General features: G+C 71.2%; 23 protein-coding genes, 3 tRNA genes and 1 pseudogene. 17 read left to right on the top strand and 10 right to left on the bottom strand.

What is annotated here, in order from left to right; genetic code table 11:
- From NQO67_RS40165 to NQO67_RS40150, 4 genes and pseudogenes are all read right to left on the bottom strand, one after another.
- A pseudogene (locus tag NQO67_RS40165) lies at positions 1–66 on the bottom strand (ATP-binding protein); the annotation flags it as partial.
- Positions 47–454, bottom strand: coding sequence for a DUF742 domain-containing protein (locus tag NQO67_RS40160; protein ID WP_255955494.1), 408 nt, complete (start codon positions 452–454; stop codon positions 47–49). The pseudogene NQO67_RS40165 and the gene NQO67_RS40160, both read right to left, overlap by 20 nt.
- A 144-nt stretch (positions 455–598) precedes the next feature.
- A complete protein-coding gene (locus NQO67_RS40155) occupies positions 599–1012 on the bottom strand; it encodes a roadblock/LC7 domain-containing protein (protein ID WP_212911881.1) in 414 nt (137 codons plus the stop codon).
- A 9-nt stretch (positions 1013–1021) separates the two neighbouring features.
- Complete coding sequence (locus NQO67_RS40150) at positions 1022–5083, bottom strand: sensor histidine kinase (protein WP_255955493.1); 4062 nt, start codon at positions 5081–5083, stop codon at positions 1022–1024.
- A gap of 540 nt (positions 5084–5623) precedes the next feature.
- Here NQO67_RS40150 and NQO67_RS40145 point away from each other — a divergent pair.
- From NQO67_RS40145 to NQO67_RS40115, 7 genes are all read left to right on the top strand, one after another.
- Positions 5624–5887 carry a hypothetical protein gene (locus NQO67_RS40145; protein WP_255955492.1) on the top strand — a complete coding sequence of 88 codons (264 nt, stop codon included), beginning with the start codon at positions 5624–5626 and terminating at the stop codon, positions 5885–5887.
- A 435-nt stretch (positions 5888–6322) separates the two neighbouring features.
- The gene (locus NQO67_RS40140) at positions 6323–7129 is read left to right on the top strand and encodes a fumarylacetoacetate hydrolase family protein (protein ID WP_255955491.1); all 807 of its coding nucleotides are present in this window, start codon (positions 6323–6325) and stop codon (positions 7127–7129) included.
- Positions 7122–8621 (top strand): glutamate--tRNA ligase, encoded by a 1500-nt coding sequence (gene gltX, locus NQO67_RS40135; protein WP_255955490.1) that lies wholly within the window; start codon positions 7122–7124, stop codon positions 8619–8621. Before NQO67_RS40140 ends, gltX begins: the two co-directional genes overlap by 8 nt.
- 202 nt (positions 8622–8823) lie before the next feature.
- Entirely contained in the window at positions 8824–9621 is a 798-nt protein-coding gene (locus tag NQO67_RS40130) for an HAD family hydrolase (protein WP_255955489.1), read from the top strand.
- An 89-nt stretch (positions 9622–9710) separates the two neighbouring features.
- A tRNA-Gln gene (locus tag NQO67_RS40125) sits at positions 9711–9782 on the top strand.
- Positions 9783–9803: 21 nt separating this feature from the next.
- Positions 9804–9876: transfer RNA gene (locus NQO67_RS40120), tRNA-Glu, on the top strand.
- Positions 9877–9958: 82 nt separating this feature from the next.
- Positions 9959–10031 (top strand) — tRNA-Glu (locus tag NQO67_RS40115).
- 208 nt (positions 10032–10239) lie between these two features.
- On the opposite strand, the gene ndgR is transcribed toward NQO67_RS40115, so the two are convergent.
- On the bottom strand, positions 10240–10956 hold the full coding sequence (gene ndgR / locus NQO67_RS40110; protein ID WP_255955488.1) for an IclR family transcriptional regulator NdgR: 717 nt from the start codon (positions 10954–10956) through the stop codon (positions 10240–10242).
- Positions 10957–11160: 204 nt separating this feature from the next.
- Here ndgR and leuC point away from each other — a divergent pair, with 204 nt between their 5' ends.
- The 4 genes from leuC (at position 11161) to NQO67_RS40090 (ending at position 14665) form a co-directional block, all read left to right on the top strand.
- Positions 11161–12585: a 3-isopropylmalate dehydratase large subunit gene (gene leuC, locus NQO67_RS40105; protein WP_255955487.1), complete on the top strand. Its 1425-nt coding sequence runs from the start codon at positions 11161–11163 to the stop codon at positions 12583–12585.
- A 148-nt stretch (positions 12586–12733) separates the two neighbouring features.
- The gene (gene leuD, locus NQO67_RS40100) at positions 12734–13327 is read left to right on the top strand and encodes a 3-isopropylmalate dehydratase small subunit (RefSeq protein ID WP_255955485.1); all 594 of its coding nucleotides are present in this window, start codon (positions 12734–12736) and stop codon (positions 13325–13327) included.
- A gap of 333 nt (positions 13328–13660) precedes the next feature.
- A complete protein-coding gene (locus tag NQO67_RS40095; protein ID WP_255955484.1) occupies positions 13661–13888 on the top strand; it encodes an SCO5555 family protein in 228 nt (75 codons plus the stop codon).
- 162 nt (positions 13889–14050) lie between these two features.
- Positions 14051–14665, top strand: a complete 615-nt coding sequence (locus NQO67_RS40090; protein WP_255955483.1) for an HU family DNA-binding protein — start codon at positions 14051–14053, stop codon at positions 14663–14665.
- Positions 14666–15101: 436 nt separating this feature from the next.
- Here the strand turns inward: NQO67_RS40090 and NQO67_RS40085 are convergent, their stop codons facing one another.
- Together NQO67_RS40085 and cofC are read right to left on the bottom strand one after the other, a co-directional pair.
- Positions 15102–15353 (bottom strand): hypothetical protein, encoded by a 252-nt coding sequence (locus tag NQO67_RS40085; RefSeq protein WP_255955482.1) that lies wholly within the window; start codon positions 15351–15353, stop codon positions 15102–15104.
- Positions 15354–15449: 96 nt separating this feature from the next.
- A complete protein-coding gene (gene cofC / locus NQO67_RS40080) occupies positions 15450–16100 on the bottom strand; it encodes a 2-phospho-L-lactate guanylyltransferase (RefSeq protein WP_255955499.1) in 651 nt (216 codons plus the stop codon).
- A 189-nt stretch (positions 16101–16289) separates the two neighbouring features.
- Between cofC and NQO67_RS40075 the strand changes: the two genes are divergently transcribed.
- The 3 genes from NQO67_RS40075 (at position 16290) to NQO67_RS40065 (ending at position 19758) form a co-directional block, all read left to right on the top strand.
- Positions 16290–17183, top strand: a complete 894-nt coding sequence (locus tag NQO67_RS40075; protein WP_255955481.1) for a lysophospholipid acyltransferase family protein — start codon at positions 16290–16292, stop codon at positions 17181–17183.
- 26 nt (positions 17184–17209) lie between these two features.
- Entirely contained in the window at positions 17210–18241 is a 1032-nt protein-coding gene (locus tag NQO67_RS40070; RefSeq protein WP_255955480.1) for an NAD(P)H-dependent glycerol-3-phosphate dehydrogenase, read from the top strand.
- Between the two features lie 365 nt (positions 18242–18606).
- The gene (locus NQO67_RS40065; RefSeq protein WP_255955479.1) at positions 18607–19758 is read left to right on the top strand and encodes a D-alanine--D-alanine ligase family protein; all 1152 of its coding nucleotides are present in this window, start codon (positions 18607–18609) and stop codon (positions 19756–19758) included.
- A 65-nt stretch (positions 19759–19823) separates the two neighbouring features.
- Here NQO67_RS40065 and NQO67_RS40060 read toward each other — a convergent pair whose 3' ends face one another.
- Both NQO67_RS40060 and NQO67_RS40055 read right to left on the bottom strand, forming a co-directional pair.
- Positions 19824–20327 (bottom strand): DUF3515 domain-containing protein, encoded by a 504-nt coding sequence (locus NQO67_RS40060; protein WP_374119283.1) that lies wholly within the window; start codon positions 20325–20327, stop codon positions 19824–19826.
- Between the two features lie 20 nt (positions 20328–20347).
- Positions 20348–20581, bottom strand: a complete 234-nt coding sequence (locus NQO67_RS40055) for an Lrp/AsnC family transcriptional regulator (RefSeq protein WP_255955478.1) — start codon at positions 20579–20581, stop codon at positions 20348–20350.
- A gap of 296 nt (positions 20582–20877) precedes the next feature.
- Here NQO67_RS40055 and NQO67_RS40050 point away from each other — a divergent pair, with 296 nt between their 5' ends.
- Together NQO67_RS40050 and thiD are read left to right on the top strand one after the other, a co-directional pair.
- Entirely contained in the window at positions 20878–21840 is a 963-nt protein-coding gene (locus tag NQO67_RS40050) for a thiamine-phosphate kinase (protein WP_255955477.1), read from the top strand.
- Positions 21841–22048: 208 nt separating this feature from the next.
- The gene (gene thiD, locus NQO67_RS40045) at positions 22049–22873 is read left to right on the top strand and encodes a bifunctional hydroxymethylpyrimidine kinase/phosphomethylpyrimidine kinase (protein ID WP_255955476.1); all 825 of its coding nucleotides are present in this window, start codon (positions 22049–22051) and stop codon (positions 22871–22873) included.
- A gap of 162 nt (positions 22874–23035) precedes the next feature.
- On the opposite strand, the gene rpmB is transcribed toward thiD, so the two are convergent.
- Complete coding sequence (rpmB, locus tag NQO67_RS40040) at positions 23036–23221, bottom strand: 50S ribosomal protein L28 (protein WP_189937345.1); 186 nt, start codon at positions 23219–23221, stop codon at positions 23036–23038.
- Between the two features lie 577 nt (positions 23222–23798).
- Between rpmB and fakA the strand changes: the two genes are divergently transcribed.
- Positions 23799–25598, top strand: coding sequence for a DAK2 domain-containing protein (gene fakA, locus NQO67_RS40035; protein ID WP_255955474.1), 1800 nt, complete (start codon positions 23799–23801; stop codon positions 25596–25598).
- Positions 25599–25671: the final 73 nt, after the last annotated feature.

The raw sequence follows: 25671 nt of genomic DNA, 5'->3' as shown, positions 1-25671 counted from the left end.
TCCCCCGGCCACCACGATCTTCGCGGAGGTCGTCGACCGGCCTCCGTCAGAGCTTGCGAAGTCCACTGAGCACCCTTTCCAGCAGTGTCACATCCGGCTGACCGCCGGCATTTTCGTCGCCGCCGGGCTGGTGGATGGCGACAAGCCCGGCCTCTGCGAGGTCGGCGACGAGGATACGGGCCACCCCGAGCGGCATCGACAGCAGTGCCGAAACCTCCGCCACGGACTTCACTTCCCGGCAGAGGTGGCAGATCCGCTGGTGCTCCGGCAACAGCCCCATCAGCTGTGTCGGATCAGCGGTTGTGCTCACCAGAGCCTCGATGGCGAGCTGATACCGGGGCCTGGTCCGGCCGCCGGTCATGGCATACGGGCGCACCAGCGGCTGGTCGCCTTCAGGACCGTACGACTGGTGGGAAGCTCCGTACGGATCGTGAGAGGCGGTAGGCGGGGTCATGGATCCTCCGGGCGGGACAGCAAGTGGTCTGCGTGCCGTCTGACAGAACCGGTGGGGGGAACTGGACTGTATATGGCGGCCAGGTGGTGCGATGGTGGTGCATCGGATGATGCGGCAAGTCGCCGACTCGAAAGGGACGACCGGCTAGTGCAGCAGGCTGCCCTGGAGCTCCGCGCGTAGGTCCGGCGTGAGGACCGCACCCGCACGATCGACGAGCAGCGCCATCTCGTAACCCACGAGTCCGATGTCGCACTCGGGATGGGCGAGAACAGCCAATGACGAACCATCCGATATCTGCATGATGAAGAGAAACCCCCGTTCCATCTCCACCACGGTTTGGGTGACCATACCGCCCTCGAAGATCCGGGACGCCCCGGACGTGAGGGAAGTCAGGCCAGAGGCCACGGCCGCGAGCTGGTCGGCCCGGTCACGTGGGAAGCCTTCGGACATCGCCAGGAGGAGTCCGTCGGCGGAGACCACCACAGTGTGGGACACGCCTGGGGTGTTGTCCACGAAGTTGGTGATCAACCAGTTCAGGTTCTGTGCCGCCTGGCTCATCGGGCTCAACTAACGCTCCTGCTGGTGAGTGGGGCTCGGGAAGCTGCCGGTCGGCGAGCCCGATCCGGCCTGGCGACCCTGTTGGATGCCCCGACGGAGATTGGTCAGCCTGCCGCGCACGTCATCGGGCGCGCGCGACACCTGCGGTCCGGCCTGGTGCTGTTGCTCCTGAGCCGTGCCCGCGACGAGATTGGCCCGCGGCACCCGACGCGGAAGTCCCGATGTGGTGACCCCGCCTGCCGAGGGCTGGCGGGTCCGCTCCGCCTGGCGGACCAGCTCGTCGTTGGGCGAGGAGCGCCAGGTGGAACCGTCCGGAAGGGGCTGGCCGACGGGTTGGGTGCTGCCCGCCCGGTTGCTGCCGTTCGGGCTGCTGGGGCCGCCGGTGCCCGGGAAGCCGCCGGGGCTCCCGGTACCACCGAAGCCGCCGGGACCGCTCGGCGCACCGCCACCGGGACGGGACCCGGCGGGCGGCGACGGCGGCCTGCTCGGGGCCGACCCACGGCCCCCGCGGAACCAGTTGGTCTCCAACGTGTCGTACAGCGGTGTACGACCGTCGCCGGGGCCGGTGGCCGGCGGCAGGGAGTCCTGGTCTGCCGGAGAGCCGGCGCGCTGCGTCGGGCGCATCGACAGCCGCCCGCGGTCGAACTGCGGGGCGGTGAAGGGCCCGGTGTCGCCGGTGTTGCTGCCGGGTGCGCCGGCCGACTCGGGCCCGCCCGGAGGACGGTTCCCGAAGGCCGACTGGGCGAACTGCCCGATCGAGCCGGTCTCCTGCGGTGCGCCGGGCCGGCCGGCGTCGTAGTCCGGCCGGGTGAACTGTCCCGTGGAACCGTCCTGGGCCGCGCCCCGGCGGTCGTCGTAGGCCGCGAACTGGCCTGTGGAGGCGGCGTCCTGATCGGCGCGGTGGTCGTCGGGCCGGCGGGCCGCCGGCGATCCGCCGAAGAGGTCCTGGCGGCCGTACTGGCCCGTGTCCTGCCCGCCACCGGCACCCCGCTGCGGGGCGCCCAGGTCCGGCCGTGCGGCGCCGCGGTCGGGCTGCGGCGCGGCGAAGTCCGGTCGCGGCGCATTGAAGTCCGGGCGCGCGAACTGGCCGGTGGAGCCGGGGCCCTGCCGGTCGTCGATGCGGGGGATCTCCGCCGTCGAGCCGGGACCCTGCCGATCGTCGATCCGCGGGATCTCCGCCGTCGAGCCGGGACCCTGCCGGTCGTCCCCGAAAGCGGGGAACTGGCCGGTGGAAGCGTTCTGCGGTGCGCCCATGCGGTCGTCGGGGCGGGCGAACAGCGAGCCCGACTCCTCGTGGCCGCGCACGGTGTCCGGGCCGCTCGGCGGCTGTGCGCCGCCCCAGCCGGGCACGGACGGGCTGTCGTCCGTGGGCTGCGAGCTGCCGCCGGGCAGTTCGGCGCGCACCCCGCCGCGCATCGGCAGCTCCGGCCGGCGGGACGCGTCGCTGTCGCCGGTGCGTTGGGCGGGCAGCGAGGGGCCGGCGGAGCGGGGAGCGTTCGGGGCGGTGCCGGGCAGCTCGTCGCTGAAGCCGTCCCGGTGCCTGCCGGTCGCCCGGATGCCACCGGGTGACGGCACGGACGGCATGCCGGAGTCCTGGCCGAACGCGCTCGCGGACACCGGGCTGCCGGGCTGCGGAGCAGCGGGAGCCTGCGGGTCACCGGGCAACGGGCTGCCCGGCCCCGGGCGCTGCACGCCCGGACCGACCTCGCGGGACGGCAGCGCCGCCCGTGCACCGGGACCGGCGCCCATCTGGCCGCGCGGTGCACCGGTCTCCAGCCGGCCCGGCGCGCCACCCGCCGACGGTCCGCCGGGGCTTCCGGCGGCCATGCTGCGGCGTGCGGCAGCGGCACCAGCGGCGGCCTGCGCGGCGGCGGGCCCACCGGTGGACGGCGCACCGCCCTTGCCGGGTGCACGCCGGCCGCCCTGGGCGACGTCGACGGGCAGCATGACCAGCGCGGTCGTGCCGCCGGAGTCGGAGGGGCGCAGCTGGATGCGGATGCCGTGCCGCTGCGAGAGCCGGCCGACCACGAACAGGCCCATGCGGCGGGAGACCGACACGTCCACGGTGGGCGGTGCGGCCAGCCGCTCGTTGATCGACGCCAGGTCCTCGGGGGACAGGCCGATACCGGTGTCGTGGATCTCGACCAGGACCCGGCCGTCGGGCAGTGCGTGACCGGTGACCTTGACCTTGGTCTGCGGCGAGGAGAACGAGGTGGCGTTCTCCAGCAGCTCGGCGAGCAGGTGCACGAGGTCGTTGACGACGCGGCCGGCGACCTCGGTGGCCGGGACCGCGGCCAGCTCGATGCGCTCGTACTGCTCCACCTCGGAGGCCGCGGCGCGCAGCACGTCGACGAGCGGGACCGGGCGGGTCCACCGGCGGCCCGGCTCCTCACCGGCGAGGACCAGGAGGTTCTCGCCGTTGCGGCGCATACGGGTGGCCAGGTGGTCGAGCTTGAACAGCGAGGAGAGCTGGTCCGGGTCGGCCTCGCGGGACTCCAGTTCGGAGATCAGCGACAGCTGGCGCTGGATCAGGCCCTGGCTGCGGCGCGAGAGGTTGGTGAACATCGCGTTGACGTTGCCCCGCAGCAGCGCCTGCTCGGCGGCCAGCCGGACCGCCTCGCGGTGCACGTCGTCGAAGGCCGCTGCCACCTTGCCGATCTCGTCGCGCGAGTGCACGCCGACCGACTCGACGGAGCTGTCCACGTCCTGCGGGTCCGATTCGGAGAGCTGCCTGACCAGCTCCGGCAGGCGGTCCTGGGCGACCTTGGTCGCGGTGTCCTGGAGCCGTCGCAGCGAGCGGATCATGGATCGCGCCACGATGAAGGCGCCGACCAGCGACACACCGAGCACCAGCACGATCAGCGCACCGCTGATGATGGCCTCGCGCTCGGACTCGTTGCGCAGCTCGCGGGCCCGCTGCTCCATCTCGTCCAGCAGCGTCATCTCGATCTTGGACATCGCGAGGATCTTGGTGGAGTCGGCGTCCACCCAGTCCTTGTACGACCGCTTGTCCTGGATCTGCATGCCGTTGGACTGCTGGAGGACGTGCTGCGCGTAGTTGTCGGCTTCCTGGATGGTCGGGTTGGTGTCGTCGATCGGCTTGAGGAGCTTGTCCGCCGGGGTGTCGCCCTGGTAGATGCCGCTGAAGATGTCCAGCTCGGAGCGGTACTTCTCGTACGCCGCCGAACCGTAGCGGCGGTCCGTCTCGGTGAGGTGGCCGTGTTCCTTGCCGTTGGGCGGCAGGGCGGCGGCGATGACGGCCCGCTGGACGGACGCGTACTCCTTGGCGGAGGAGAAGGCCGCCAGGGCGCGCACCCGCTGGATCATCTCCGGGTTGCTGGTGGCCTGCGCCATGTCCTCGGACAGGGTGAGCAACTGCTGGATCAGCTGGCTGTAGCTGTCCACCGTCTGGGAGAGCGACGCGGGCGGGTCGAAGGCGTCCTTGCGGATGCTTTGCAGGTCGTCCAGCTGCCCGGTGATCTGGACGAGGTTGGCGTGTACGCCGAGCAAGCCCTTGTTGTCGGCGTCGTCGATCTTCTGGGCCTCGTCCCTGAACGCCTTCAGGGCCCGCTCGGTCTTCGCCCGGGGACCGGCGACGTCGTAGGCCTTGTCGCTGGCGCCGTGCGCCAGGGGCCCCGCGGACTGGTCGCGTTCCTCTTCGAGCGCGGCGGCCAGCTCGGTCGCCTGCTTGGTCATGTCGGTCAGCAGCTTCATGTTGTCCAGCTGCTGGATGTCGTCCAACGACGAGTTGATCCGCAGGCCGCCGAGGGTGGTCGCGGCGACCACGGGCAGCGCGAGCAGGGAGACCAGGCGGGTGGAGATACGCCAGTTGCGCAGTGCTATTCGGGGGCCGGGGCCGCTCTGGGCCTTGGGCTTCGGCTTGGCCGATGCCTGCGTGGGCTGCCCGCCCGGCTTGGCCACCGAGGAGCTCGCGCGCGCGGTGCGTTCACCGCCGCCGGGCGATCGCGGTCCGGGATTCTGGGCGTGCTGGGTCGAGGAGCCGCGGCTGGGCCCGCCGTGCGGCTCCGACTCGGCCGAAGCGCTGCCATCCCTCTTGAAACGTCCCTGCACTAGCGTCGCAACCTCTGGACCAGGCGCCCCTCCGCGAACGGTGGGACGGTGTCGGCGTGGTGGGGCGCACGCGCCCCGGTGGTCTTGAGTGACCGGCGCTGGTCCCCCTTCCCGCCGCCGTGCGGCGCTGTACTGCGCCCCTGTGCGCCGGACTCTCCCCTCCGCGGCGGTCCCGGGAATTCCAGCACAGTGCGGGATCTCCAACAAGGGCCGGGTGCCAGCCTGTGTCCCACCGTGACACCGGGTGAGGGAGGCGTTACGTCACGTGGAATGCGTTCCCCCTGATAAGGGATTTTTCGCTCCCGGTCCTGCGGAGGTCTTCGGTGCCCCGGCTGTAGGGGTCGGGACCGGAATGGGTCTTCCGTTCCTGATGTCCGTTATCTTCCAGCGCGTTGCATGCCCGAATGGGTGGGAATTGTCCGATGATCCGTGAGCAAACTCACAGGGGAATCATGGCTGCTTCTCGCGTCGGCCGAGGAACCTGATGTTTAGCCTGACGCTTTACAGACCGACCTCTACTGCAAAGGTTCCGAGCTGTCCATGAAGACGACGACGGTGATCCGCACGATAGCCAACCCGCAGCGCACCACCCTCGCGCACCTCGCGGACGCCGAAGGACTGCGCATCTCTCCGGAGCCGGCACCCCGGCCGGAGGACGTCGTCATCCTGCCGGCCCAGACCGCCAACCCCCGGCGCACCGTGCTGCTGACCGTCCCCGAGGCGCACACGACGCAGATCACGTTCGGCATCGAGGGCACCGAGGGCACCGAGCTCACCGCCGTCGAAGGCGCACCCGTCGCGTAGTGAGCGCGCCGTGCGCGACGCACCGCACGGGGGCACGCGGGCGGCGTCCGGGGGTGCCACTCGCCGCCCGCCCCGAAGGTTCCCGGTCACCTGGATGCACGGAGGCAGACCGCGGCGCATCCGGGAAACCGGTGCGGTAACCGTGCTCGGGTGAGCCCCGGAGTACGGCCGAGCGCCGGGGAAAGGGGCGCCGGGCCGCTTGCGCCGGACGGCGCCGGCCCCCCCGATGCGCACAGCACGGCCGCCCGCACTCCCGTCCCCTCCCGGCGTGCTGCCGCCCGCACTCCCGACGGCCTGGCGCGCCGCCGCCCGCGCCACCCGCACGGTGCCGCCGGCGTCGACCGGCAGTAATGCGCGCGGCGCCGCAGGCCTCGCGCGTTAGCCTGGAGCCTCAGTTTCCGCAGGTTCAGTCAGGCTCAGTGAGGGACTTAAGGCGTGCGTATCGCCAGATTCTCCATCGACGGGAACGTCGCCTTCGGCGCGGTTGAGGGCGACGGCTCTCCGGGACCGGCCGACGGCACCGACGGGCTCGTTCTCAACATCATCAAGGGCATCCCGTTCACGGACTTCGAGCTCTCCGGCACCAGGGTGCCGCTGAGCAAGGTCCGGCTGCTGCCGCCCGTGCTGCCGAACAAGGTCGTGGCCTTCGGCCGCAACTACGCCGAGCACGCCGCCGAGCTGGGCAACGAGGTGCCCCCGGAACCGTTCGCCTTCTTCAAGCCGTCGACGTCCGTGATCGGCACCGGCGACGGGATCGCGTACCCGTCCTTCTCCGAGGACCTGCACCACGAAGCGGAGCTGGCCGTCGTCATCGGCCGGATGTGCCGCGAGGTGCCACGCGAGCGGGTCGCCGACGTGATCTTCGGCTACACCTGCGCCAACGACGTCACGGCACGCGACGTCCAGAAGCGCGAGAAGCAGTGGGCACGGGCCAAGGGCTTCGACACCTCCTGCCCGCTCGGCCCCTGGGTGGTCACCGACCTGGACCTGGCCACGGCGAGCGACCTGACCATCCAGTGCACCGTCAACGGCGAGCAACGCCAGCTCGGCCGCACCAGCGAGATGATCCACCCGATCGAGGATCTGATCGTCAACCTCACCGAGGCGATGACCCTGCTCCCGGGTGATGTCGTCCTCACGGGCACCCCTGCTGGGGTCGGCCCCCTCAACACCGGCGACGAGGTCGCCGTCACCATCGAAGGCATCGGCACTCTCACCAACAGGGTGATCAAGCGTGGCTAACGCGACCCCCGGCACCGGCTTCCCCGTCCGCGTGCGTTTCTGTCCCTCTCCGACCGGCAACCCGCACGTGGGCCTGGTCCGCACCGCCCTGTTCAACTGGGCCTACGCCCGGCGCCACGGCGGCACGTTCGTGTTCCGCATCGAGGACACCGACGCGGCCCGTGACTCGCAGGAGTCCTACGAGCAGCTGCTGGACGCCATGCGCTGGCTCGGTTTCGACTGGGACGAGGGCCCCGAGGTGGGCGGGCCGCACGCGCCGTACCGCCAGTCGCAGCGCATGGACCTCTACCGCGACGTGGCTGAGAAACTGCTCGCCGGCGGTCGCGCGTACCACTGCTACTGCACCACCGAGGAGCTGACGGAGCGCCGCGAGGCCGCACGCGCCGCCGGCCGGCCCTCCGGCTACGACGGCCACTGCCGGGACCTCACCGCCGAGCAGGTGGCGGCGTACCGCGCCGAGGGCCGTGAGCCGATCGTCCGCTTCCGCATGCCCGACGAGACGATCACCTTCGTCGACCTGGTGCGCGGCGAGCTGACCTTCACCCCGGAGAACGTCACCGACTACGGCATCGTCCGGGCCAACGGCGCCCCGCTCTACACGCTCGTCAACCCGATCGACGACGCGTTGATGGAGATCACCCACATCCTGCGCGGCGAGGACCTGCTCTCCTCCACCCCGCGGCAGATCGCCCTCTACCAGGCGCTGATGGACCTCGGCTACGCCAAGTTCGTCCCCGAGTTCGGCCATCTGCCGTACGTCATGGGGGAGGGGAACAAGAAGCTCTCCAAGCGCGACCCGCAGGCGTCCCTGAACCTCTACCGGGACCGTGGCTTCCTCCCCGCCGGCCTGCTCAACTACCTCTCGCTGCTCGGCTGGTCGCTCGCGCCGGACCGCGACATCTTCACGATGGACGAGATGGTCGCCGCCTTCGACCTGACGAACGTGAACCCGAACCCGGCACGCTTCGACCTGAAGAAGGCCGAGGCGATCAACGCCGACCACATCCGGCAGCTCGACCCGAAGGCGTTCGTCGAGGCCTGCGGGCCCTGGCTGCGGGCCCCGCACGCGCCCTGGGCGCCCGAGGACTTCGACCCGGCCGCCTTCGAGGCGATCGCGCCGCAGGCGCAGACCCGTGTCACCGTCCTGTCCGACATCACGGCCAACGTCGACTTCCTGTTCCTGCCCGAGCCGGTGTGGGACGAGACGTCGTGGAACAAGGCCATGAAGGAGGGCTCCGACGCCCTTCTGACCACCGCGCGCGCCAAGCTGGCCGCCCTCGGTGACGATGCGTGGCGCGCCGACGAGCTGAAGGCCGCCGTTCTCGCGGCGGGCGAGGAGCACGGCCTCAAGCTGGGCAAGGCCCAGGCCCCGGTCCGTGTCTCGGTCACCGGCCGCACGGTCGGTCTGCCGCTCTTCGAGTCGCTCGAGGTGCTGGGACGCGAACGCACGCTGGCGCGTGTGGACGCCGCGCTGGCCAGGCTGGCCGCCTGACCGCAGGGCGACGGCTCCGCGTCGAGCCACCCCACCCGCTGCCCGCTCACCAGGGCAGCGCACGCCTTCAAGGGCGCCCCTGACCGGAGGAAGGGGCGCCCTTGAAGGCGCACCATGGCAGCAGCACAGGCAGGCAAAGACACACACCCATCGTGAAGCCGACCGCCGATGGGACGTCTCCATCCCGGCCCGGGAGGCAGCCGTGTTGATCAAAGCCGTCGTCTGGGACATCGACGACACGCTCTTCGACTACGCAGGAGCCGACACCGCCGGGATGCGGGCCCATCTGCTCGCCGAGGAGCTGTTGGAGCGCTACGGCACCGCGGAGGACGCCCTCGCCCTGTGGCGGGCCCTCACCGACCGGCACTGGACCCGGTTCGCGGCCGGCGACGTCGACTTCCAGGAGCAGCGACGCGCCCGGGTGCGCGACTTCCTGGCCGCGGGAGCCATGGTCGGACCGATCGCCGCCCGTCAGATCGCCGCCCGTCAGATCGCTTCCGGTGGGGTCGCCGCCGGCTGGGACGACGCCGCCGTCGACGCGTGGTTCGGTCGGTATCTCGCACACTACGAGGCCGCCTGGACGCTCTTTCCCGACACGCTGCCGGCCCTGGACGCCCTCGGCATCGCCTACCGGCACGCCGTGCTCTCCAACGGCGCGGTGGCGGCCCAGGAGCGCAAACTGCGTGCCCTCGGGGTGCGGGACCGGTTCGAGGCGTTGCTGTGCGCCGACGGCCTCGGCGTCTCCAAGCCGCACTCCGCGGCCTTCCGCGCGGTCTGTGCCGCACTCGACCTCGCTCCCGCCGAGGTGGCCTACGTGGGTGACCAGCTCGACACGGACGCACGCGGCGCGCGCGACGCCGGACTGCTCGGGATCTGGCTCGACCGCGGGGGCGACACACGGGACCTACCGGACGGTGTGCGCCGCATCACGGGCCTTGATGAGCTCCCGGCGCTGCTGGACGGCGATACCCGTTTTGGAGCGCCGTCGAGGTTCGGGTAATGTTCTTCCTGCGCCGAGGGAAACGGGCAGGAGCCCGGGACTCGCAAGCGCAAGCCGAGTGACAACCTCTACACAGGGTTGTGTTCCGGTGGCCTATGGTGTAATTGGCAGCACGACTGATTCTGGTTCAGTTAGTCTAGGTTCGAGTCCTGGTAGGCCAGCTCGCAGAGCTCATCTGCAAAGCCCCCGTTGTGTAGCGGCCTAGCACGCTGCCCTCTCAAGGCAGTAGCGCCGGTTCGAATCCGGTCGGGGGTACGGATCCATCCCGTGGATCAGCCGAGTCACCGCCTTCTTCGGCAAGGTGACAGGCAGATGGCATCGGGCAGGATCTACGAAGGCCCCCGTTGTGTAGCGGCCTAGCACGCCGCCCTCTCAAGGCGGTAGCGCCGGTTCGAATCCGGTCGGGGGTACACAGCACAACAGCAAGTGATGGCTCTCCGGCTTCAGCGGAGGGCCTTCTTTGTGTCTCCGACTCTTCCTCTTCCCCGGCGAGACTCTTCCCCGGCGCAGAGCAGGCAGGGCTGCCGCGGCGTTGAGGCCGCCCTGCTCACTCGGTGCCGGATGCGGGGGCGAGGCGGACACGGCCGGCGACGCGGTGCGTACCGGCGCGGGCCGGGCTCAGCTCGAGCGGCGCAGCGCCTCCGAAAGGCGGGCCGCCGCGTCGATGACGGCCTGCGCGTGCATACGGCCCGGATGCCGCGTCAGGCGCTCGATCGGGCCGGACACCGACACCGCGGCCACCACCCGGTTCGACGGGCCCCGCACCGGGGCGGAAACCGACGCCACCCCCGGCTCACGCTCACCGATCGACTGCGCCCAACCCCGGCGGCGCACCCCGGACAGTGCCGTCGCCGTGAAACGCGCCCCCTGGAGGCCGCGGTGCAGCCGCTCCGGCTCCTCCCAGGCCATCAGGATCTGCGCCGAGGAACCCGCCTTCATCGTGAGCGTCGAGCCCACCGGGACCGTGTCCCGCAGACCCGAGAGACGCTCGGCGGCGGCGACGCAGATCCGCATGTCGCCTTGGCGGCGATACAGCTGCGCGCTCTCGCCCGTCACATCCCGCAGATGAGTCAGGACGGGACCTGCGGTGGCCAGCAGCCGGTCCTCGCCGGCCGCTGCGGCCAGCTCCCCGAGGCGCGGGCCCAGGATGAATCGGCCCTGCATGTCCCGCGCCACCATTCGATGGTGCTCGAGTGCCACGGCGAGCCGGTGCGCCGTGGGTCGTGCCAGTCCGGTGGCCGCGACCAGACCCGCGAGGGTGGCCGGACCGGACTCCAGAGCGCTCAGCACAAGGGCCGCCTTGTCCAGAACGCCGACGCCGCTAGAGTTGTCCATGAAACGATACTCACGTCTCACTCTGTGAAACGCAAGTTCAATTTCGCAGCGGACTTGCCACTCTGTAGGGACAGCGGCCCGTGCAGAGCGGCACCAGCCGATGGACGGCGTCCGCGCCCGCAGGCGACGTATCCCGGGGGTACCGGGCATGCGTCACCACATCTCTAGTTGCGCCGGTCACTGACGCCGGCCGGAGGGAAAGCGATGGGTAGGACACTGGCGGAGAAGGTCTGGGACGACCATGTCGTTCGGCGCGCCGAGGGCGAGCCCGACCTCCTCTTCATCGACCTGCATCTGATCCACGAGGTCACCAGCCCCCAGGCCTTCGACGGGCTGCGCAAGAACGGTCGTGAGGTGCGTCGCCGCGACCTGACCATCGCCACCGAGGACCACAACACCCCGACCCTCGACATCGACAAGCCGATCGCGGACCCGGTCTCCCGCACCCAGCTGGAGACGCTGCGCAAGAACTGCGCGGAGTTCGGCGTACGGCTGCACTCGCTGGGCGACGTCGAGCAGGGTGTCGTACACGTGGTCGGACCACAGCTCGGGCTGACCCAGCCGGGCACCACCGTGGTCTGCGGTGACTCGCACACCTCCACGCACGGCGCGTTCGGCGCACTGGCCTTCGGTATCGGCACCTCGCAGGTCGAGCACGTGCTGGCCACCCAGACGTTGCCGATGACCCGCCCGAAGACCATGGCCATCACAGTCGAGGGCGAACTGCCCGAGGGCGTCACCGCCAAGGACCTGATCCTGGCCATCATCGCCAAGATCGGCACCGGTGGCGGCCAGGGCTATGTCATCGAGTACCGCGGCTCGGCCGTCGAGAAGCTCTCGATGGAGGCCCGGATGACCATCTGCAACATGTCCATCGAGGCAGGCGCCCGGGCCGGCATGATCGCGCCCGACCGGACCACGTTCGACTACCTCGAGGGCCGCCCGCACGCCCCCGAGGGCGACGACTGGGACGCGGCCGTCGCCTACTGGCAGACGCTGCGCACCGACGACGACGCGGTCTTCGACGCCGAGGTGTACATCGACGCCACCCAGCTCACCCCGTTCGTCACCTGGGGCACCAACCCCGGCCAGGGCCTGCCGCTCGGCGAGCGGGTCCCCGACCCCGCTTCGTACGAAGACGCTTCGGAGCGGCTGGCCGCCGAAAAGGCCCTGGAGTACATGGCGTTGACCCCCGGGCAGCCGCTGCGCGAGATCAAGGTCGACACCGTCTTCGTAGGTTCCTGCACCAACGGTCGCATCGAGGACCTGCGCGCCGCCGCCGACATCGTGCGGGGCCGCAAAGTCGCCGACGGCGTACGGATGCTGGTCGTGCCAGGATCCGCGCGGGTCGGACTCCAGGCCGTCGAGGAGGGCCTGGACAAGGTCTTCAAGGAGGCCGGCGCCGAGTGGCGGCACGCGGGCTGTTCCATGTGCCTGGGCATGAACCCCGACCAACTCGCCCCCGGTGAGCGCTCCGCGTCCACCTCCAACCGCAACTTCGAGGGACGGCAGGGCAAGGGCGGCCGCACCCACCTGGTCTCCCCGCAGGTCGCCGCGGCCACCGCGGTCCTGGGGCAGCTGGCCGCCCCGGCCGACCTGGCCGACGCGCCCGCCGCCGCGGGCGTCTGAGCCGGCCGGAGAAAAGGTCGCGGACCCACTCGAAGCTCTGTTACTGCGTTTTCCCGGGGGACGCCCCCCGGACCCCCAGCCGGAAGAGCAGGCCAGCCGAGGGGGACCGGCGCGGACATCGCTCGGGAAACCTGAGTAAAGGACAACCATGGAAGCCTTCACCACGCACACCGGCCGGGCCGTCCCGCTGCGCCGCAGCAATGTCGACACCGACCAGATCATCCCCGCCCACTGGCTCAAGAAGGTCACCCGGGACGGTTTTGAGGACGGCCTCTTCGAGGCCTGGCGCAAGGACCCCGACTTCGTGCTGAACAAACCGGAGCGCAAGGGCGCCAGCGTGCTGGTCGCCGGCCCCGACTTCGGCACCGGCTCCTCCCGCGAGCATGCCGTCTGGGCGCTACAGAACTACGGCTTCAAGACCGTGATCTCCGCCCGTTTCGCCGACATCTTCCGGGGCAACTCGTTGAAGAACGGCCTGCTCACCGTCGTCCTCGACCAGAAGGTCGTGGAAGCGCTGTGGACCCTGATCGAGGATGACCCGACGGCCGAGATCACCGTCGACCTCCAGGACCGCCAGGTGCGGGCCGAGGGCATCACCGCCGACTTCGAGCTCGACGAGAACTCCCGCTGGCGGCTGCTGAACGGCCTGGACGACATCAGCATCACGCTGCGCAACGAGTCGGACATCGCCGCGTACGAGGCCGACCGGCCGTCGTTCAAGCCGCGCACCCTCCAGGTCTGAGCCGTCCGCCGTACCCCGTGCGGCCCGGACCAACGCCGCGGAGTGCCAAAACCATGGACACACCGGCGCGTATGTCCTCGCAAGGCCCCGATGTACCCCCTACCGTTCACGGTTGGGGGTACATCCTTATGCACATTTTTACGGCCCGCGCCCCACCAGGCGGCACTCCCGGCCCTGCGTCCAACTCCCCGGAACGCAAAGGGAATAGGGCCCCACAGGACGGGTACCGGGGGAGTCGTCAGTGCTGTCGCGACGGGACTCCGGAGTGGTCCGGACGCACCGCAGTTGCGTCCAGCAGGGGCGACAACTCGCCTCAGATGGCACAATCGGTGCATGGACCGCGACGATCAACTCGAGCTCTACGGGGTGGTCGCGGACCGGCTGAAGGTCGCGCACCGGCGGGTGCGCACATTGCAAGTCCCGGAGAGCGTACGGATGGCGCTGACCCGGAAACTGCTGGTCATCACGGCCGCAGCCAAGCACGACCTCGCCGAGGCCGCAAGGCGTCTGGAACAACTGAACGCAGACCTCGACGAGGGTCGATTCCCCCACGACGTCTGAGCGTCGCGCCGCGTGGACCGTGCAGGAAGTCATCAACGGTCGGGACTCATTGCGGCACAAGGGTGATTAGGCCGTTTCGTGTTTGATTTGCGGTATATATCTGCCTAACGTGCGAAAAAGCTTGAACAGATTCGTTCTGGCGATGTCTCCGAAGGGGAAGACGTGAACAAGGCGCAGCTCGTAGAAGCGATTGCCGACAAGATGGGCGGGCGTCAGCAGGCGGCCGAAGCCGTCGACGCCGTCCTGGACGCCATCGTCCGGGCAGTTGTCCACGGGGAGAGGATCTCGGTCACCGGGTTCGGGTCCTTCGAGAAGGTCGACCGGCCGGCCCGATACGCCCGCAACCCGCAGACCGGGGAGCGTGTGCGGGTCAAGAAGACCTCGGTGCCCCGCTTCCGGGCCGGCCAGGGCTTCAAGGACCTGGTGAGCGGTTCCAAGAAGCTCCCGAAGCATGACGTCGCCGTCAAGAAGGCCCCCAAGGGCAGCCTCACGGGAGGTACGGCCACCACCAAGGCCGCGGCGAAGAAGGCGACGGCCAAGAAGGCCGCGGCGAAGAAGACCACGGCCGCGGCGAAGAAGACCACGGCGGCGAAGAAGACCACCGCCGCGGCGAAGAAGGCCACCGCCAAGAAGGCACCCGCGAAGAAGACCACGGCGAAGAAGACCACGGCACGGAAGTCCGCGCCCGCCAGGAAGGCGACGGCCAAGAAGGCGCCCGCCAAGAAGTCCACGGGCCGCAAGACCACCGCGAAGAAGGCCACCGCCCGCAGGAGGTAAGGCACGCACCACAGGAACGACACGGGCACTCGCGCCGGGCCGGACTCCCCCTGGGAGCCCGGCCCGCGGTGTCACCGGGTTCCCCGGACCCCTTGCGGGGCCGTGGGGCCGCCGGGGGCTGTTTGCGGCGTGTCGGACGGGCTGGGGGCGGGAAGGACGGCGGACTGCCGCGCGCGGGGCGTACGACGGCGCGTGTCGTCGCGTCGGTGCCCCTCGGGGAGTCAGGTGCCCCTTGGGGAGTCGGGTGCCCCTCGGGGACCCGGGTGCCTTGGGCAGCAGGCCGCGGGTGTCATTCAGCGGCTCGTCCGTCACCGGCGTGCAGTCGTCGACATTCAGCGGGAGAACCGGAGCCATCGCCGGATCCGGGCGTTACTCGGTGCGTCTGCGGTGTGACCCGGGCGGCTGGTAGCGCGATCAGAGCGTTTGCCGGATGTGATCAGAGCGTCTGCAAGGTGACGAGTGTGATCCGCATGCCGGGATCAGAGACCCCGTCGGATCCGGGGACCCCGTCGGATCCGGAGGCCTCGGCGGTTTTCGTGACCTCGATCCGTACCCGTTGTCCGGGGCGCAGCAGCCGTAGACCGCCCGCGTCGAAGGCGGTGGCGTCGAAGGGGACCGGAGTGCCGTCGTCGAGCAACACACTGCCGGTGCGGGTCTCGGGGTCGTAGGTGTACGCGGTGGCCTGCACAAGGCCAGACTACGGCGCGCGACGGAGGGTGCCCCAGGCGCCTTCGGCGCTGGCGGTGCTCGATGCGTGGTGGCCACCGGGGACCTGGGCGGGCGGTCACATCCGCGGGCACGGGTCGGCGAGGAGCAGTCCCGCGGTCGCCCGCGCGGTGCGCGGGCCCACGCCGAGGCTCAGGGCGGCCCGCAGATCGGCGCCGGTGTCCACGTCGAGACGGACGGAGTCCACCTCGCTCAGCGTGAGTTCCACCGCGCCGGAAGCCCGGTGCCGGGCCCGGGACGTGCCACCGAAAGCCGGGTGCAGGGGAGTGCCGGGTGCTGCGGTGAGCAGGGTGGTGCCGATTCCGGCGGCGTCCGGGAGGAAAGCGCGTGGGAATTCCCCCGCGGCTGCGAGCACCCGGGAGAGTTCGGCGGGGCGCAGCGCCGGAAGATCCGCGTTCAGGGTCGCCAGTGCGGCATCCGGGCGGGCCTCGCGCAGCAATGCCGCGGCATACGCGAGCGCGGCATTGAGGCCGGCTCCGGGCGTGTCCGGGATGATTCGGGCACCTAGGGCGGCCAGCTCATGTCCGGCCCGTGCGTCATCGGTGACGACCACCACCTCGCCGACGCCCGGGCAGGCGCCTGCCGCCGCCACCGTGTCCTGCGCGAAGGCCAGCGCGAGGTCCGGGCGCAGCCCGTCGTCCGCGGTGTCCGCAAGCCTGCTCTTGGCCCGCGACAAGGGCTTCAGCGGAATGACCAGGGTCCACTGCACCACAGCTCCGTTCCTTCGTACCGCGCCCATTGTCGCCTGCCGCCCGGGACTGACCCGCGTGGCGCCGGGTAGAGGAAGGGGGACCTGGCAGGGGGTGACCTGGAAGGCCCGGGCGTACGGTGTCCTCGACAGACCCGCGGCCCGGGGTGACACTTGTGCGATCCCCGGACCCTGAAGGAAGGTGCGCGCGTGGCCCGCCGCAGAATCGGCTTCTGGTACCGCCTTGCGGCAGTCCTTTGCAAACCGCCGCTGCTACTTCTGCTGAAGCGTGACTGGCGTGGAATGGAGCACATTCCGGCCGACGGCGGTTTTATCACCGTGGTGAACCACAATTCGCATGTGGATCCGTTCGCGTACGCCCACTTTCAGTACGACACCGGTCGCGTTCCGCGATTCCTCGCCAAGCACGGCCTTTTCAAGAAGGGATTCGTGGGCGCCGTGATGCGCGGCACCGGGCAGATTCCGGTGTACCGCGAGAGCACCGACGCGCTCAGCGCCTTCCGGGCGGCGATCGACGCCGTGGAGCGCGGCGAGTGCGTCGCGTTCTACCCCGAGGGCACCCTCACCCGGGACCCCGACCTTTGGCCGATGACCGGCAAGACCGGCGCCGCCCGGGTCGCCCTGGAGACCCGCTGCCCGGTCATCCCCGTCGCCCAGTGGGGTGCCAACCTGCTGCTGGCGCCGTACGCCAAGAAGCCGAGCCTGCTGCCCCGCAAGACCCACCACGTGCTCGCCGGGCCTCCGGTGGACCTGTCGCGCTTCTACGGCAGGGAGCTCACCCCCGAGCTGCTGAAGGAAGTCACCGAGGTCCTCATGGACGCCGTGACGGCCCAGCTCGAAGTGCTGCGCGGCGAGCCGGCACCCAAGGTCCGCTTCGACCCCCGCAAGGTGCGCATCGAGCAACGCCGCAGGTCCGCACGCGAGCGTGAGCTCGCCGACGGTGCACGTGCCGAGGACGCACCGGCCAAGACCGCCGGGGACGCCACCGAAGCGGCTGCCGCGGCCGACGGGACCACCGAGGGCGCCGCCGGCACCGTGGGGTCGTCCAGCGGAGAGGGCCGCGAAGCGGAGGCCGGCAAGTGACGCCTGCCGCCGCTTCCTCAGGATCCGTGCCCGAGGGGTCGCCGCCCGGCGCGCGCCCCGTCAAGGCGGCCGTCTTCGGCACCGGCTCATGGGGCACCGCCTTCGCGGTCGTGCTCGCCGACGCCGGATGCGAGGTGACCCTGTGGGCCCGGCGCCCCGAGGCCGCCGACGCCGTCAACTCCACTCGCAGCAACCCGGACTACCTGCCGGGTGTCGAACTCCCCGAACGTGTCCGTGCCACCAGCGATCCGGCCGAGGCCGCCGCCGGTGCCGACCTCGCGGTGCTCGCCATTCCCGCGCAGACGCTGCGCGGCAACCTCGCGGCCTGGGCCCCACTGCTCGCACCCGACACCGTGCTGGTCTCCCTGATGAAGGGCGTCGAGCTGGGCTCCGCGATGCGGATGAGCGAGGTCATCCAGGACGTCGCGAAGGTCGGCGAGGAACGCATAGCGGTCGTGACGGGTCCCAACCTGGCCCGGGAGATCGCCGCCCGGATGCCCGCCGCCGCGGTGGTCGCCTGCCGGGACGAGGCGGTGGCCCGCCGTCTCCAGGCCGCCTGCCACACGCCGTACTTCCGCCCGTACACCAACACCGACGTGGTCGGCTGCGAACTGGGCGGTGCGGTGAAGAACGTCATCGGGCTCGCTGTCGGCATCGCGGACGGCATGGGGCTCGGTGACAACGCCAAGGGTTCGCTCATCACGCGCGGGCTGGCCGAGACCACCCGGCTGGGCCTGGCGATGGGCGCCGATCCCATGACGTTCTCCGGACTCGCCGGACTCGGCGACCTGGTGGCCACCTGCTCTTCGCCGCTGTCCCGCAACCACACCTTCGGTACGAACCTGGGCAAGGGGATGACCTTGCAGGAGACCATCGCGGTCACCCGGCAGACCGCGGAGGGCGTCAAGTCCTGTGAGTCGGTGCTCGATCTGGCGCGCCGGCACGGGGTCGACATGCCCATCACCGAGACGGTCGTCGGCATCGTCCACGAGGGCAAGCCGCCGGCCGTGGCCCTCAAGGAACTGATGTCGCGCAGCGCCAAGCCCGAACGGCGGTAGTGGGTGCCGCTCTGCGGGCGCGCGGGGCGCCGTCCGGGGGGCGCGCCCCCGGAACCCCCCTGTCGCCCTTCGGGCTCGTCCTCAAGCGCCGGACGGGCTGTTTTTGGCGGGCTTGTTCTTGAGTGCGGGCCGGCTGGTGTGGCGGGCTCGTCCTCAAGCGCCGGACGGGCTGTTTTTGGCTGGCCTCGTCCTCGAACTCCCTCAGTGCCTTGAGGGTCTGGGAGGTACCCCCGGACGGGCTGTGCGCGGCGGGGGGCCTTGAGGTTCCGTCGTGGCCTGGGGGCGGCGATGTGCGGGCCGGGGCTTGTGAAAAGGGATCGTGGTGCGCTGACGGCGGGCTTACCAGCAGGTAGTCTCATCGCGATATGAGCAGCGAGAACCCCTCCCAGAAGCCCGAGGCCCGCAAGCCCCGCGTTGCCGTGGTGTTCGGCGGGCGCAGTTCCGAGCATGGCATCTCGGTGGTCACCGCCGGTGCCGTGCTGCGGGCGATCGACCGTGCCAAGTACGACGTCCTGCCCATCGGCATCACGACGGACGGCCGCTGGGCGCTGACCGCCGACGAGCCCGAGCGGATGGCCATCACCGAGCGCCGCACGCCGAGCGTTGCGGAGCTGGCCGAGTCCACCGAGGGTGGCGTGCTGCTGTCGGTCGACCCGGGCAACCGCGAGGTCGTCTACAGCGAGCCGGGTGCCGTGCCCAAGGCGCTCGGCGAGGTCGACGTCGTCTTCCCGGTGCTGCACGGCCCGTACGGCGAGGACGGCACCTTGCAGGGCCTGCTCGAACTCTCCGGCACGCCGTACGTCGGCTCGGGCGTGCTGGCCTCGGCGGTCGGCCAGGACAAGGAGTACATGAAGCGGATGTTCACCTCGTTCGGGCTGCCGGTCGGCCCGTACCTGGTGATCCGGCCGCGGGAGTGGGAGCACGACGAGGCCGCGGCACGCAAGCGGATCGTGGACTTCGCGGGGGAGCACGGCTGGCCGTTGTTCATCAAGCCGGCGCGGGCCGGCTCCTCGATGGGCATCACCAAGGTCGGCTCGTTCGAGGGGCTCGACGAGGCGCTCTCCGAGGCACGCCGGCACGACCCGAAGATCCTGGTGGAGTCGTTGCTCAGGGGCCGCGAGATCGAGTGCGGGGTGCTGGAGTTCGAGGACGGCCCGCGGGCCAGCCTGCCCGCCGAGATCCCGCCGGCCGCCGCGCACGACTTCTACGACTTCGAGGCCAAGTACATCGACGCCGCCCCCGGCATCGTGCCCGCCCCGCTCACCCCCGAGCAGACCGCCGAGGTGCAGCGGCTCGCGGTGGCCGCCTTCGAGGCCGCCTCCTGCGAGGGCCTGGTGCGGGCCGACCTGTTCCTCACCGAGGACGGCGGGTTCGTGCTGAACGAGATCAACACCATGCCCGGCTTCACCCCGATCTCCATGTATCCGCGCATGTGGCAGGAGAGCGGCGTCAGCTACCCCGAGCTGGTGGACCGCCTGATCCAGGCGGCGCTGAGGCGGTCCACGGGGCTGCGGTAGCGGGTTCTCCCGTGGGTCTCCCGTGCGGTGCGTCTTCCGTGCGGTGGGTCTCCCGTGCGGTGCGTTCAGCCGGCGATGCCGTGCGGGATCGTCTTCTGCACGGCCGGCGCGAGGTCGATGATCGGGTTCAGGCCACGTGCGGTCCGCTGCTCGGGGATGATCACCTCCACGTACGCCTTGCGCAGGGTGGTGGTGAGGCGGTAGGAGCCGTCGTCGTTCTTTTCCTCGATCCAGTCGACGCCGTTCACCTCCACGGAGCGCTCCTTGGGGTCGTCCATCTGCGCCGGGCGGGGCACACCGCAGCGCAGTATGATCGCCGGATCGCCCCAGCCGGCGGTGAGCGCGGACTGTGGTGTCGGATCGACGCGGCTCAGGTCGTCCACGCGCCGCGGAAGCTGTCGGTCGAGATGACGGCAGAAAGTCGCCGTACTCGCATCCGGAGAGGGAACCGCCGCCGACGCCGCCTCGTCCGTTGAGGTGCACCCTGCGGCGGCGAACGCGACGAGCAGGGCGAAGACGGACGGCACGGCGGCGCGGCGGCGCCGGAGTCGGTGTCGGAAGAAGCGCACCGGCCAAGCTTAGACAGGGGCTACAGATGGACGACCGGGCAGGTGAGGGTACGGGTGATGCCGTCCACCTGCTGGATCTTGGCGACCACGATACGACCCAGTTCATCGACGCTGTCGGCCTGCGCACGCACGATCACGTCATAGGGACCCGTCACGTCCTCGGCCTGGATCACGCCGGGGACCTTGCCGACGGTGTCGGCGACGGCCGAAGCCTTGCCGACATCCGTCTGGATCAGGATGTACGCCTGTACCACGGAACCTCCAGGGCGGCCACGAGGATCATGGGGAAGAAAGGGACGCCACGTTATCGCGTCGCCGCTCGTCAGGGGGAGACCCATAGACACGGTGGCGCATATGGGGCTTCGCTCCGGCCGTTCGAGGCCAACGGGCCACGGGCCGACCCCTGGACGGCGATCGGATCGGTGCGTGGCGGATTCCGGCACGCACCGTACGTGTGCCGGCGCCCGGTCTCGGCGGTACCCCGGTTCACGAGCGGTGACGGCCACGGGCAGAATTGCAGTCAGACCGGCGCGGAAGGGGCAACACCACAATGAAGGGAAGCGTGGGCGAGTTGGGCGAGTTCGGGCTCATCAGAGAGCTCACCGCTCGGCTCACCACCACCCCGGCGGTCCGGATCGGGCCGGGCGACGACGCCGCGGTGGTGGCCGCGCCCGACCGCAGGGTCGTGGCGAGCACCGACGTCCTGCTGGAGGGGCGGCACTTCCGTCGTGACTGGTCCACGGCCTACGACGTGGGCCGCAAGGCCGCGGCGCAGAACCTGGCGGACATCGCCGCGATGGGCGCGGTCCCGACCGCGCTGCTGCTCGGCCTCGTCGTACCCGCCGAGCTCAACGCCGGCTGGCCCACCGAGATGATGGACGGGCTGCGTGACGAATGCCAGGTCGCGGGCGCCGCGGTGGTCGGCGGGGACGTCGTGCGCGGCGACACCATCACCGTCGCCATCACTGCCCTGGGCGACCTGCGGGGCCACGAGCCGGTCACCCGCGCCGGTGCACAGCCCGGTGACGTGGTCGCCGTGACCGGCTGGCTCGGCTGGTCGGCGGCCGGGCACGCGGTGCTCTCCCGCGGATTCCGCTCGCCGCGCGCCTTCGTCGAGGCGCACCGCAGGCCGGAGCCGCCGTACCACGCGGGCCCCGCCGCGGCGGGACTCGGCGCGAACGCGATGACCGACGTCAGCGACGGCCTGGTGGCCGACCTCGGGCACATCGCGACGGCCAGCAAGGTCCGCATCGACATCCGCTCCGGCGCCCTCGACATTCCCTCGCAGATGAACGACATCGGGCAGGCCGTCGGCGTGGACCCGCTGCACTGGGTGCTCACCGGGGGAGAGGACCACGCGATCGTGGCCACCTTCCCGCCGGACGTCAAACTCCCGGCCCGCTGGAAGGTGATCGGCGAGGTGCTGAACCCGTCCGCGCTGCCCCAGGTGACCGTCGACGGCGCACCGTGGAGCAAGACGGGCTGGGACCACTTCGCGGACATCGAGAACTGACCCCGGTGCGTGGCGCGGGTCGTGCCTCGTTCCGCACGTGGTTCCTGGTGTGCGGTCCGTTCCGGGTAGGGCAGGCCGTTCCGGGTAGGGGCCGCCTGTGTGGGGTTGATCGGTGCGGTCGGCCGGGGCCGGTGCGGCAGGGCGGGCGGATTGCGCCGTGACATCCCGGGCAGGTGGACGTGACATCCCAGGTAGGTGAAGAGGCGACATGACCGTTCCCGCACGTGTGCTGACCGTGGCCGGTTCCGACTCCGGGGGCGGTGCGGGCATTCAGGCCGACCTGAAGACGATGCTGGCGCTCGGGACGCACGGCATGAGCGTGATCGCCGCCGTCACCGCGCAGAACTCCCTGGGCGTGCAGGACGCCTGGGAGCTTCCCGTGGAGGCCGTGCGGGCCCAGTACCGCAGCGTCGTGGACGACATCGGCGTCCAGGCGGTCAAGACGGGCATGCTCTCCTCCGCACCGCTGGTGGAGACCGTCGCCGAACTGCTCGCCGGCACCGACGCCCCCGTGGTCGTCGACCCGGTCGGCGTCTCCAAGCACGGCGACGCGCTGCTCGCGGAGTCCGCGCTCGATGCCGTACGCACCAAGCTGCTGCCCACCGCGACGGTCGCCACGCCGAACCTCGACGAGGTGGCCCAACTCACCGGTGTGCACGTCGACTCGTCCGAGGCGATGCGGCGCGCCGCCACCGCCCTGCTCGAACTCGGACCGCGCTGGGCGCTGATCAAGGGCGGGCACCTGGAGCCCGGCAGCGCTACCGACGCCGGCGCGGACCAGGCCGTGGACCTGCTCACCGACGGCGGCGACGAGTACTGGCTGCGCGCGCCCCGGTACGACAACCGCCACACGCACGGCACCGGCTGCACGCTCGCCGCGGCGATAGCGTCACGCCTCGCACAGGGAGACGCGGTGCCCGTGGCGGTGGCCGCGGCCAAGGAGTACGTGACCGGCGCGATCGCGGGAGGGTTCGCCCTCGGCGGCGGCATCGGCCCGGTCGACCACGGGTGGCGTTGGCGGGAGCACTCCTGAGACGGCGGTCTGAGACGCCTTGCACGACGCAGCAGCAGCGGGCATACGAAAGCCGGCCCACCCGGAGGATGGACCGGCTCTGCGCAACCAGCAAGGAGGCCGCGCGCCATGGGTTCCGGCTCGCCACGGGCGGACTGCCCGTCGGGAGCGCCGGAGATTACGTCAGCGCGAGACCTTGCCGGCCTTGATGCACGAGGTGCAAACGTTGAGCCGCTTCGGCGTCCCGCCGACCACGGCACGCACGCGCTGGATGTTGGGGTTCCAGCGACGAGGCGTACGGCGGTGCGAGTGGGAAATGCTGTTGCCGAAGCCCGGCCCCTTGCCGCAGACGTCGCAGTTGGCAGCCACGGGTCACTCCAAAGACTTCAGATGCACGTACGGTGGATCCCGGCATGCCGGGATCAGAGATCGAGTGGCGTTGCCAGGGGACATGGCCCGGTGGCTACCGGGCACAACCATGGCAGCATACAACGCCTGCTTGCGTGCCACGAAACCGTCCGCGGGAGTCGGCCCTGCCCGCGGCCCGGTGCAGGGGGGCGCGAGCCGGCGCGCACCCTATCGCCGGGGCAGGCCCGCTGCCGCGCCTTCGCCCCTTCGGCCCGCCGGCGCACCGTCGGGGTCTACGCTGCTCACCCAGTTCCCCCGGTCCCCGGTTCCGCCGGTCCGTCCGGTCTGTGCGGTCCGTACGGTCCGTACGGACCGGAAGCGCCTCCACGGCACCCGCCAGGCATCCCAGCGCTTCAGGGCGTCTCAAGGCGTCTCAAGGCGTCTCAAGCGTTTCCAAGGGGCCCGGAGGCACCCGACGGGACTCGGTCCCCCGCGCGTATGAGCCAAGGGATCGCCGGGTCCCAAGGGCCTGCCGGGAACGTGTCCCCCCATCCGGGAGCTCAAGGAGGCGAGTCCGACGCAGTCGCCGCAGCAGCCCATGGAGCCGGAGCAGTCGGGGCGACCGCCGCAGGGCACGGCGGCGGGCAGGAGACCGGTCCTCGACGCGGCCGCGGTGCGCACCTGGTGCGCGCTGGCCCTCGACGCGCTGGGCCGGGCCCGCGAGGACATCGACGCGATCAACGTCTATCCGGTCGCGGACGGCGACACGGGCACCAATCTCTATCTGACGTTGGAGTCGGCGGCCGGAGCCGTCGACGCCTCCTTCGCCGGACTCGCCCCCGGGCTGCCCACCCTCGCGGAGGCCACCCGCGCGATGGCGCACGGCGCGCTCATCGGCGCGCGCGGCAATTCGGGCACCATCCTGGCGCAGCTGCTGCGCGGCCTCGCCCAGGTGCTGGCCGCGGAGGGGGACGCGGCCGGGCCAGGCGTCGTGGATGGCGTGGGCGGTGCCGGTGGCGCGGATGGACGGGCGCTGCGGACGGCGCTCCGGCGGGCGGCCGAATCGGCCTACGAGGCGGTGGCGCACCCGGTGGAGGGCACCGTCCTGACCGTGGCGAGCGCGGCCGCCACGGCGGCGGAAGACACGGGGGACGACGAGTGCGGCGCGGTGGCGCGTGCGGCCTATCAGGGGGCGTGCGAGGCCCTGGAGGCCACTCCCGGGCAGCTTGCGGTGCTGGACAGAGAGGGTGTCGTCGACGCGGGCGGGCAGGGCCTGGTGGTGCTCCTCGCGGCGCTCGCCGAGACCCTCACCGGCGAGGCCCTGACCAAGGCGGCGCGTGGACGATCCCTGGGAGCCCGGACCGCGCGCCCCGAGCCTCCCGCGCACCCGATCGCGTCACCCACCACGCCGGACGGCGAGCAGCCCGACAAGGACGCCGGCTGCGCCGACACCGACATGGCAGCCGATGGCCCCGCCTACGAGGTGATCTACCTCCTGGAGGCCGGGGAGGCCGCCGTGGACCGGCTGAGGGCCCGGCTCGACGGACTCGGTGACTCGCTCGTCGTGGGCGGCGGCGACGGGTTGTGGAGCATCCACGTGCACGTCGACGACGCGGGCGCCGCGGTTGAAGCGGGCGTGGAGGCCGGGCGACCGCACCGGATCCGCATCACCCACTTCGGGGCGGGCAGCGCCCACGCCGCGCCGGCCGGCACGGCGGGCCGCCCGCACGAGCGTGCGCAGCGTGCCGTGGTGGCGGTGGTGCCCGGCGAAGGACTGGGCGCGCTGTGCGCCGCCGCGGGCGCCACGACGCTGCTCGCCCGCCCCGGGGAGCCGCCCGCAAGCGGTGAGCTGGCGGCCGCGATCCGGCGGGCCCACGCGCACGAGGTCGTGCTGCTGCTGAACGACGACACGCTGCGGCACGCCGCGGCCGCCGCTGCGGAACAGGTCCGCACGGCCGGGATACGCGTCGCCGTGATCCCCACCCGGGCCGCGGTGCAGGGCCTCGCCGCGCTGGCCGTGCACGCCCCGGACCGGCGGTTCGACGAGGACGTGGTGACCATGACCACGGCCGCCGGCGCCACGCGCCACGCCGAGCTGACCGTCGCCGAGCGCCGGTCGTGGACCTCGGCGGGCATCTGCCAGGCCGGCGACGTGCTCGGTCTGATCGACGGCGACGTGGCCGTGATCGGCTCCGACCCGGCGGCGGCCGGTGCCGCCGTGCTGGACCGGATGCTGTCCGCCGGTGGCGAGCTGGTCACCCTCATCACCTCGGACACGACCCCCGACGCGCTGGTGCCGCACCTGGAAGACCATGTGCGCCGGTCCCACCTCGCCGTGGACACGGTGACCTACGCAGGCGGTCAGCGGGTGCCGCTGCTGCTCATCGGCGTGGAGTAGGAGTGCGGCGGCCGGTGACCGGTCGGTGTGCCGTGCCGTCGGCCCGATTGTCGGTGGTGTGGTGTGCAATGGA

Origin of the sequence: Streptomyces odontomachi (genome assembly GCF_024435355.1) — a bacterium.
GTDB lineage: Bacteria > Actinomycetota > Actinomycetes > Streptomycetales > Streptomycetaceae > Streptomyces > Streptomyces odontomachi.
This window is presented reverse-complemented; position numbering and strand designations above follow the sequence as displayed.

Excerpts from the sequence above, each read along its gene's own strand:
- NQO67_RS40160 (WP_255955494.1), bottom strand. The coding sequence starts at position 454 with ATGACCCCGCCTACCGCCTCTCACGATCCGTACGGAGCTTCCCACCAG.
- NQO67_RS40155 (WP_212911881.1), bottom strand. The coding sequence starts at position 1,012 with ATGAGCCAGGCGGCACAGAACCTGAACTGGTTGATCACCAACTTCGTG.
- NQO67_RS40145 (WP_255955492.1), top strand. The coding sequence starts at position 5,624 with ATGAAGACGACGACGGTGATCCGCACGATAGCCAACCCGCAGCGCACC.
- ndgR (WP_255955488.1), bottom strand. The coding sequence starts at position 10,956 with ATGGACAACTCTAGCGGCGTCGGCGTTCTGGACAAGGCGGCCCTTGTG.
- leuC (WP_255955487.1), top strand. The coding sequence starts at position 11,161 with ATGGGTAGGACACTGGCGGAGAAGGTCTGGGACGACCATGTCGTTCGG.
- leuD (WP_255955485.1), top strand. The coding sequence starts at position 12,734 with ATGGAAGCCTTCACCACGCACACCGGCCGGGCCGTCCCGCTGCGCCGC.
- NQO67_RS40095 (WP_255955484.1), top strand. The coding sequence starts at position 13,661 with ATGGACCGCGACGATCAACTCGAGCTCTACGGGGTGGTCGCGGACCGG.
- NQO67_RS40065 (WP_255955479.1), top strand. The coding sequence starts at position 18,607 with ATGAGCAGCGAGAACCCCTCCCAGAAGCCCGAGGCCCGCAAGCCCCGC.
- NQO67_RS40050 (WP_255955477.1), top strand. The coding sequence starts at position 20,878 with ATGAAGGGAAGCGTGGGCGAGTTGGGCGAGTTCGGGCTCATCAGAGAG.
- thiD (WP_255955476.1), top strand. The coding sequence starts at position 22,049 with ATGACCGTTCCCGCACGTGTGCTGACCGTGGCCGGTTCCGACTCCGGG.
- fakA (WP_255955474.1), top strand. The coding sequence starts at position 23,799 with ATGGAGCCGGAGCAGTCGGGGCGACCGCCGCAGGGCACGGCGGCGGGC.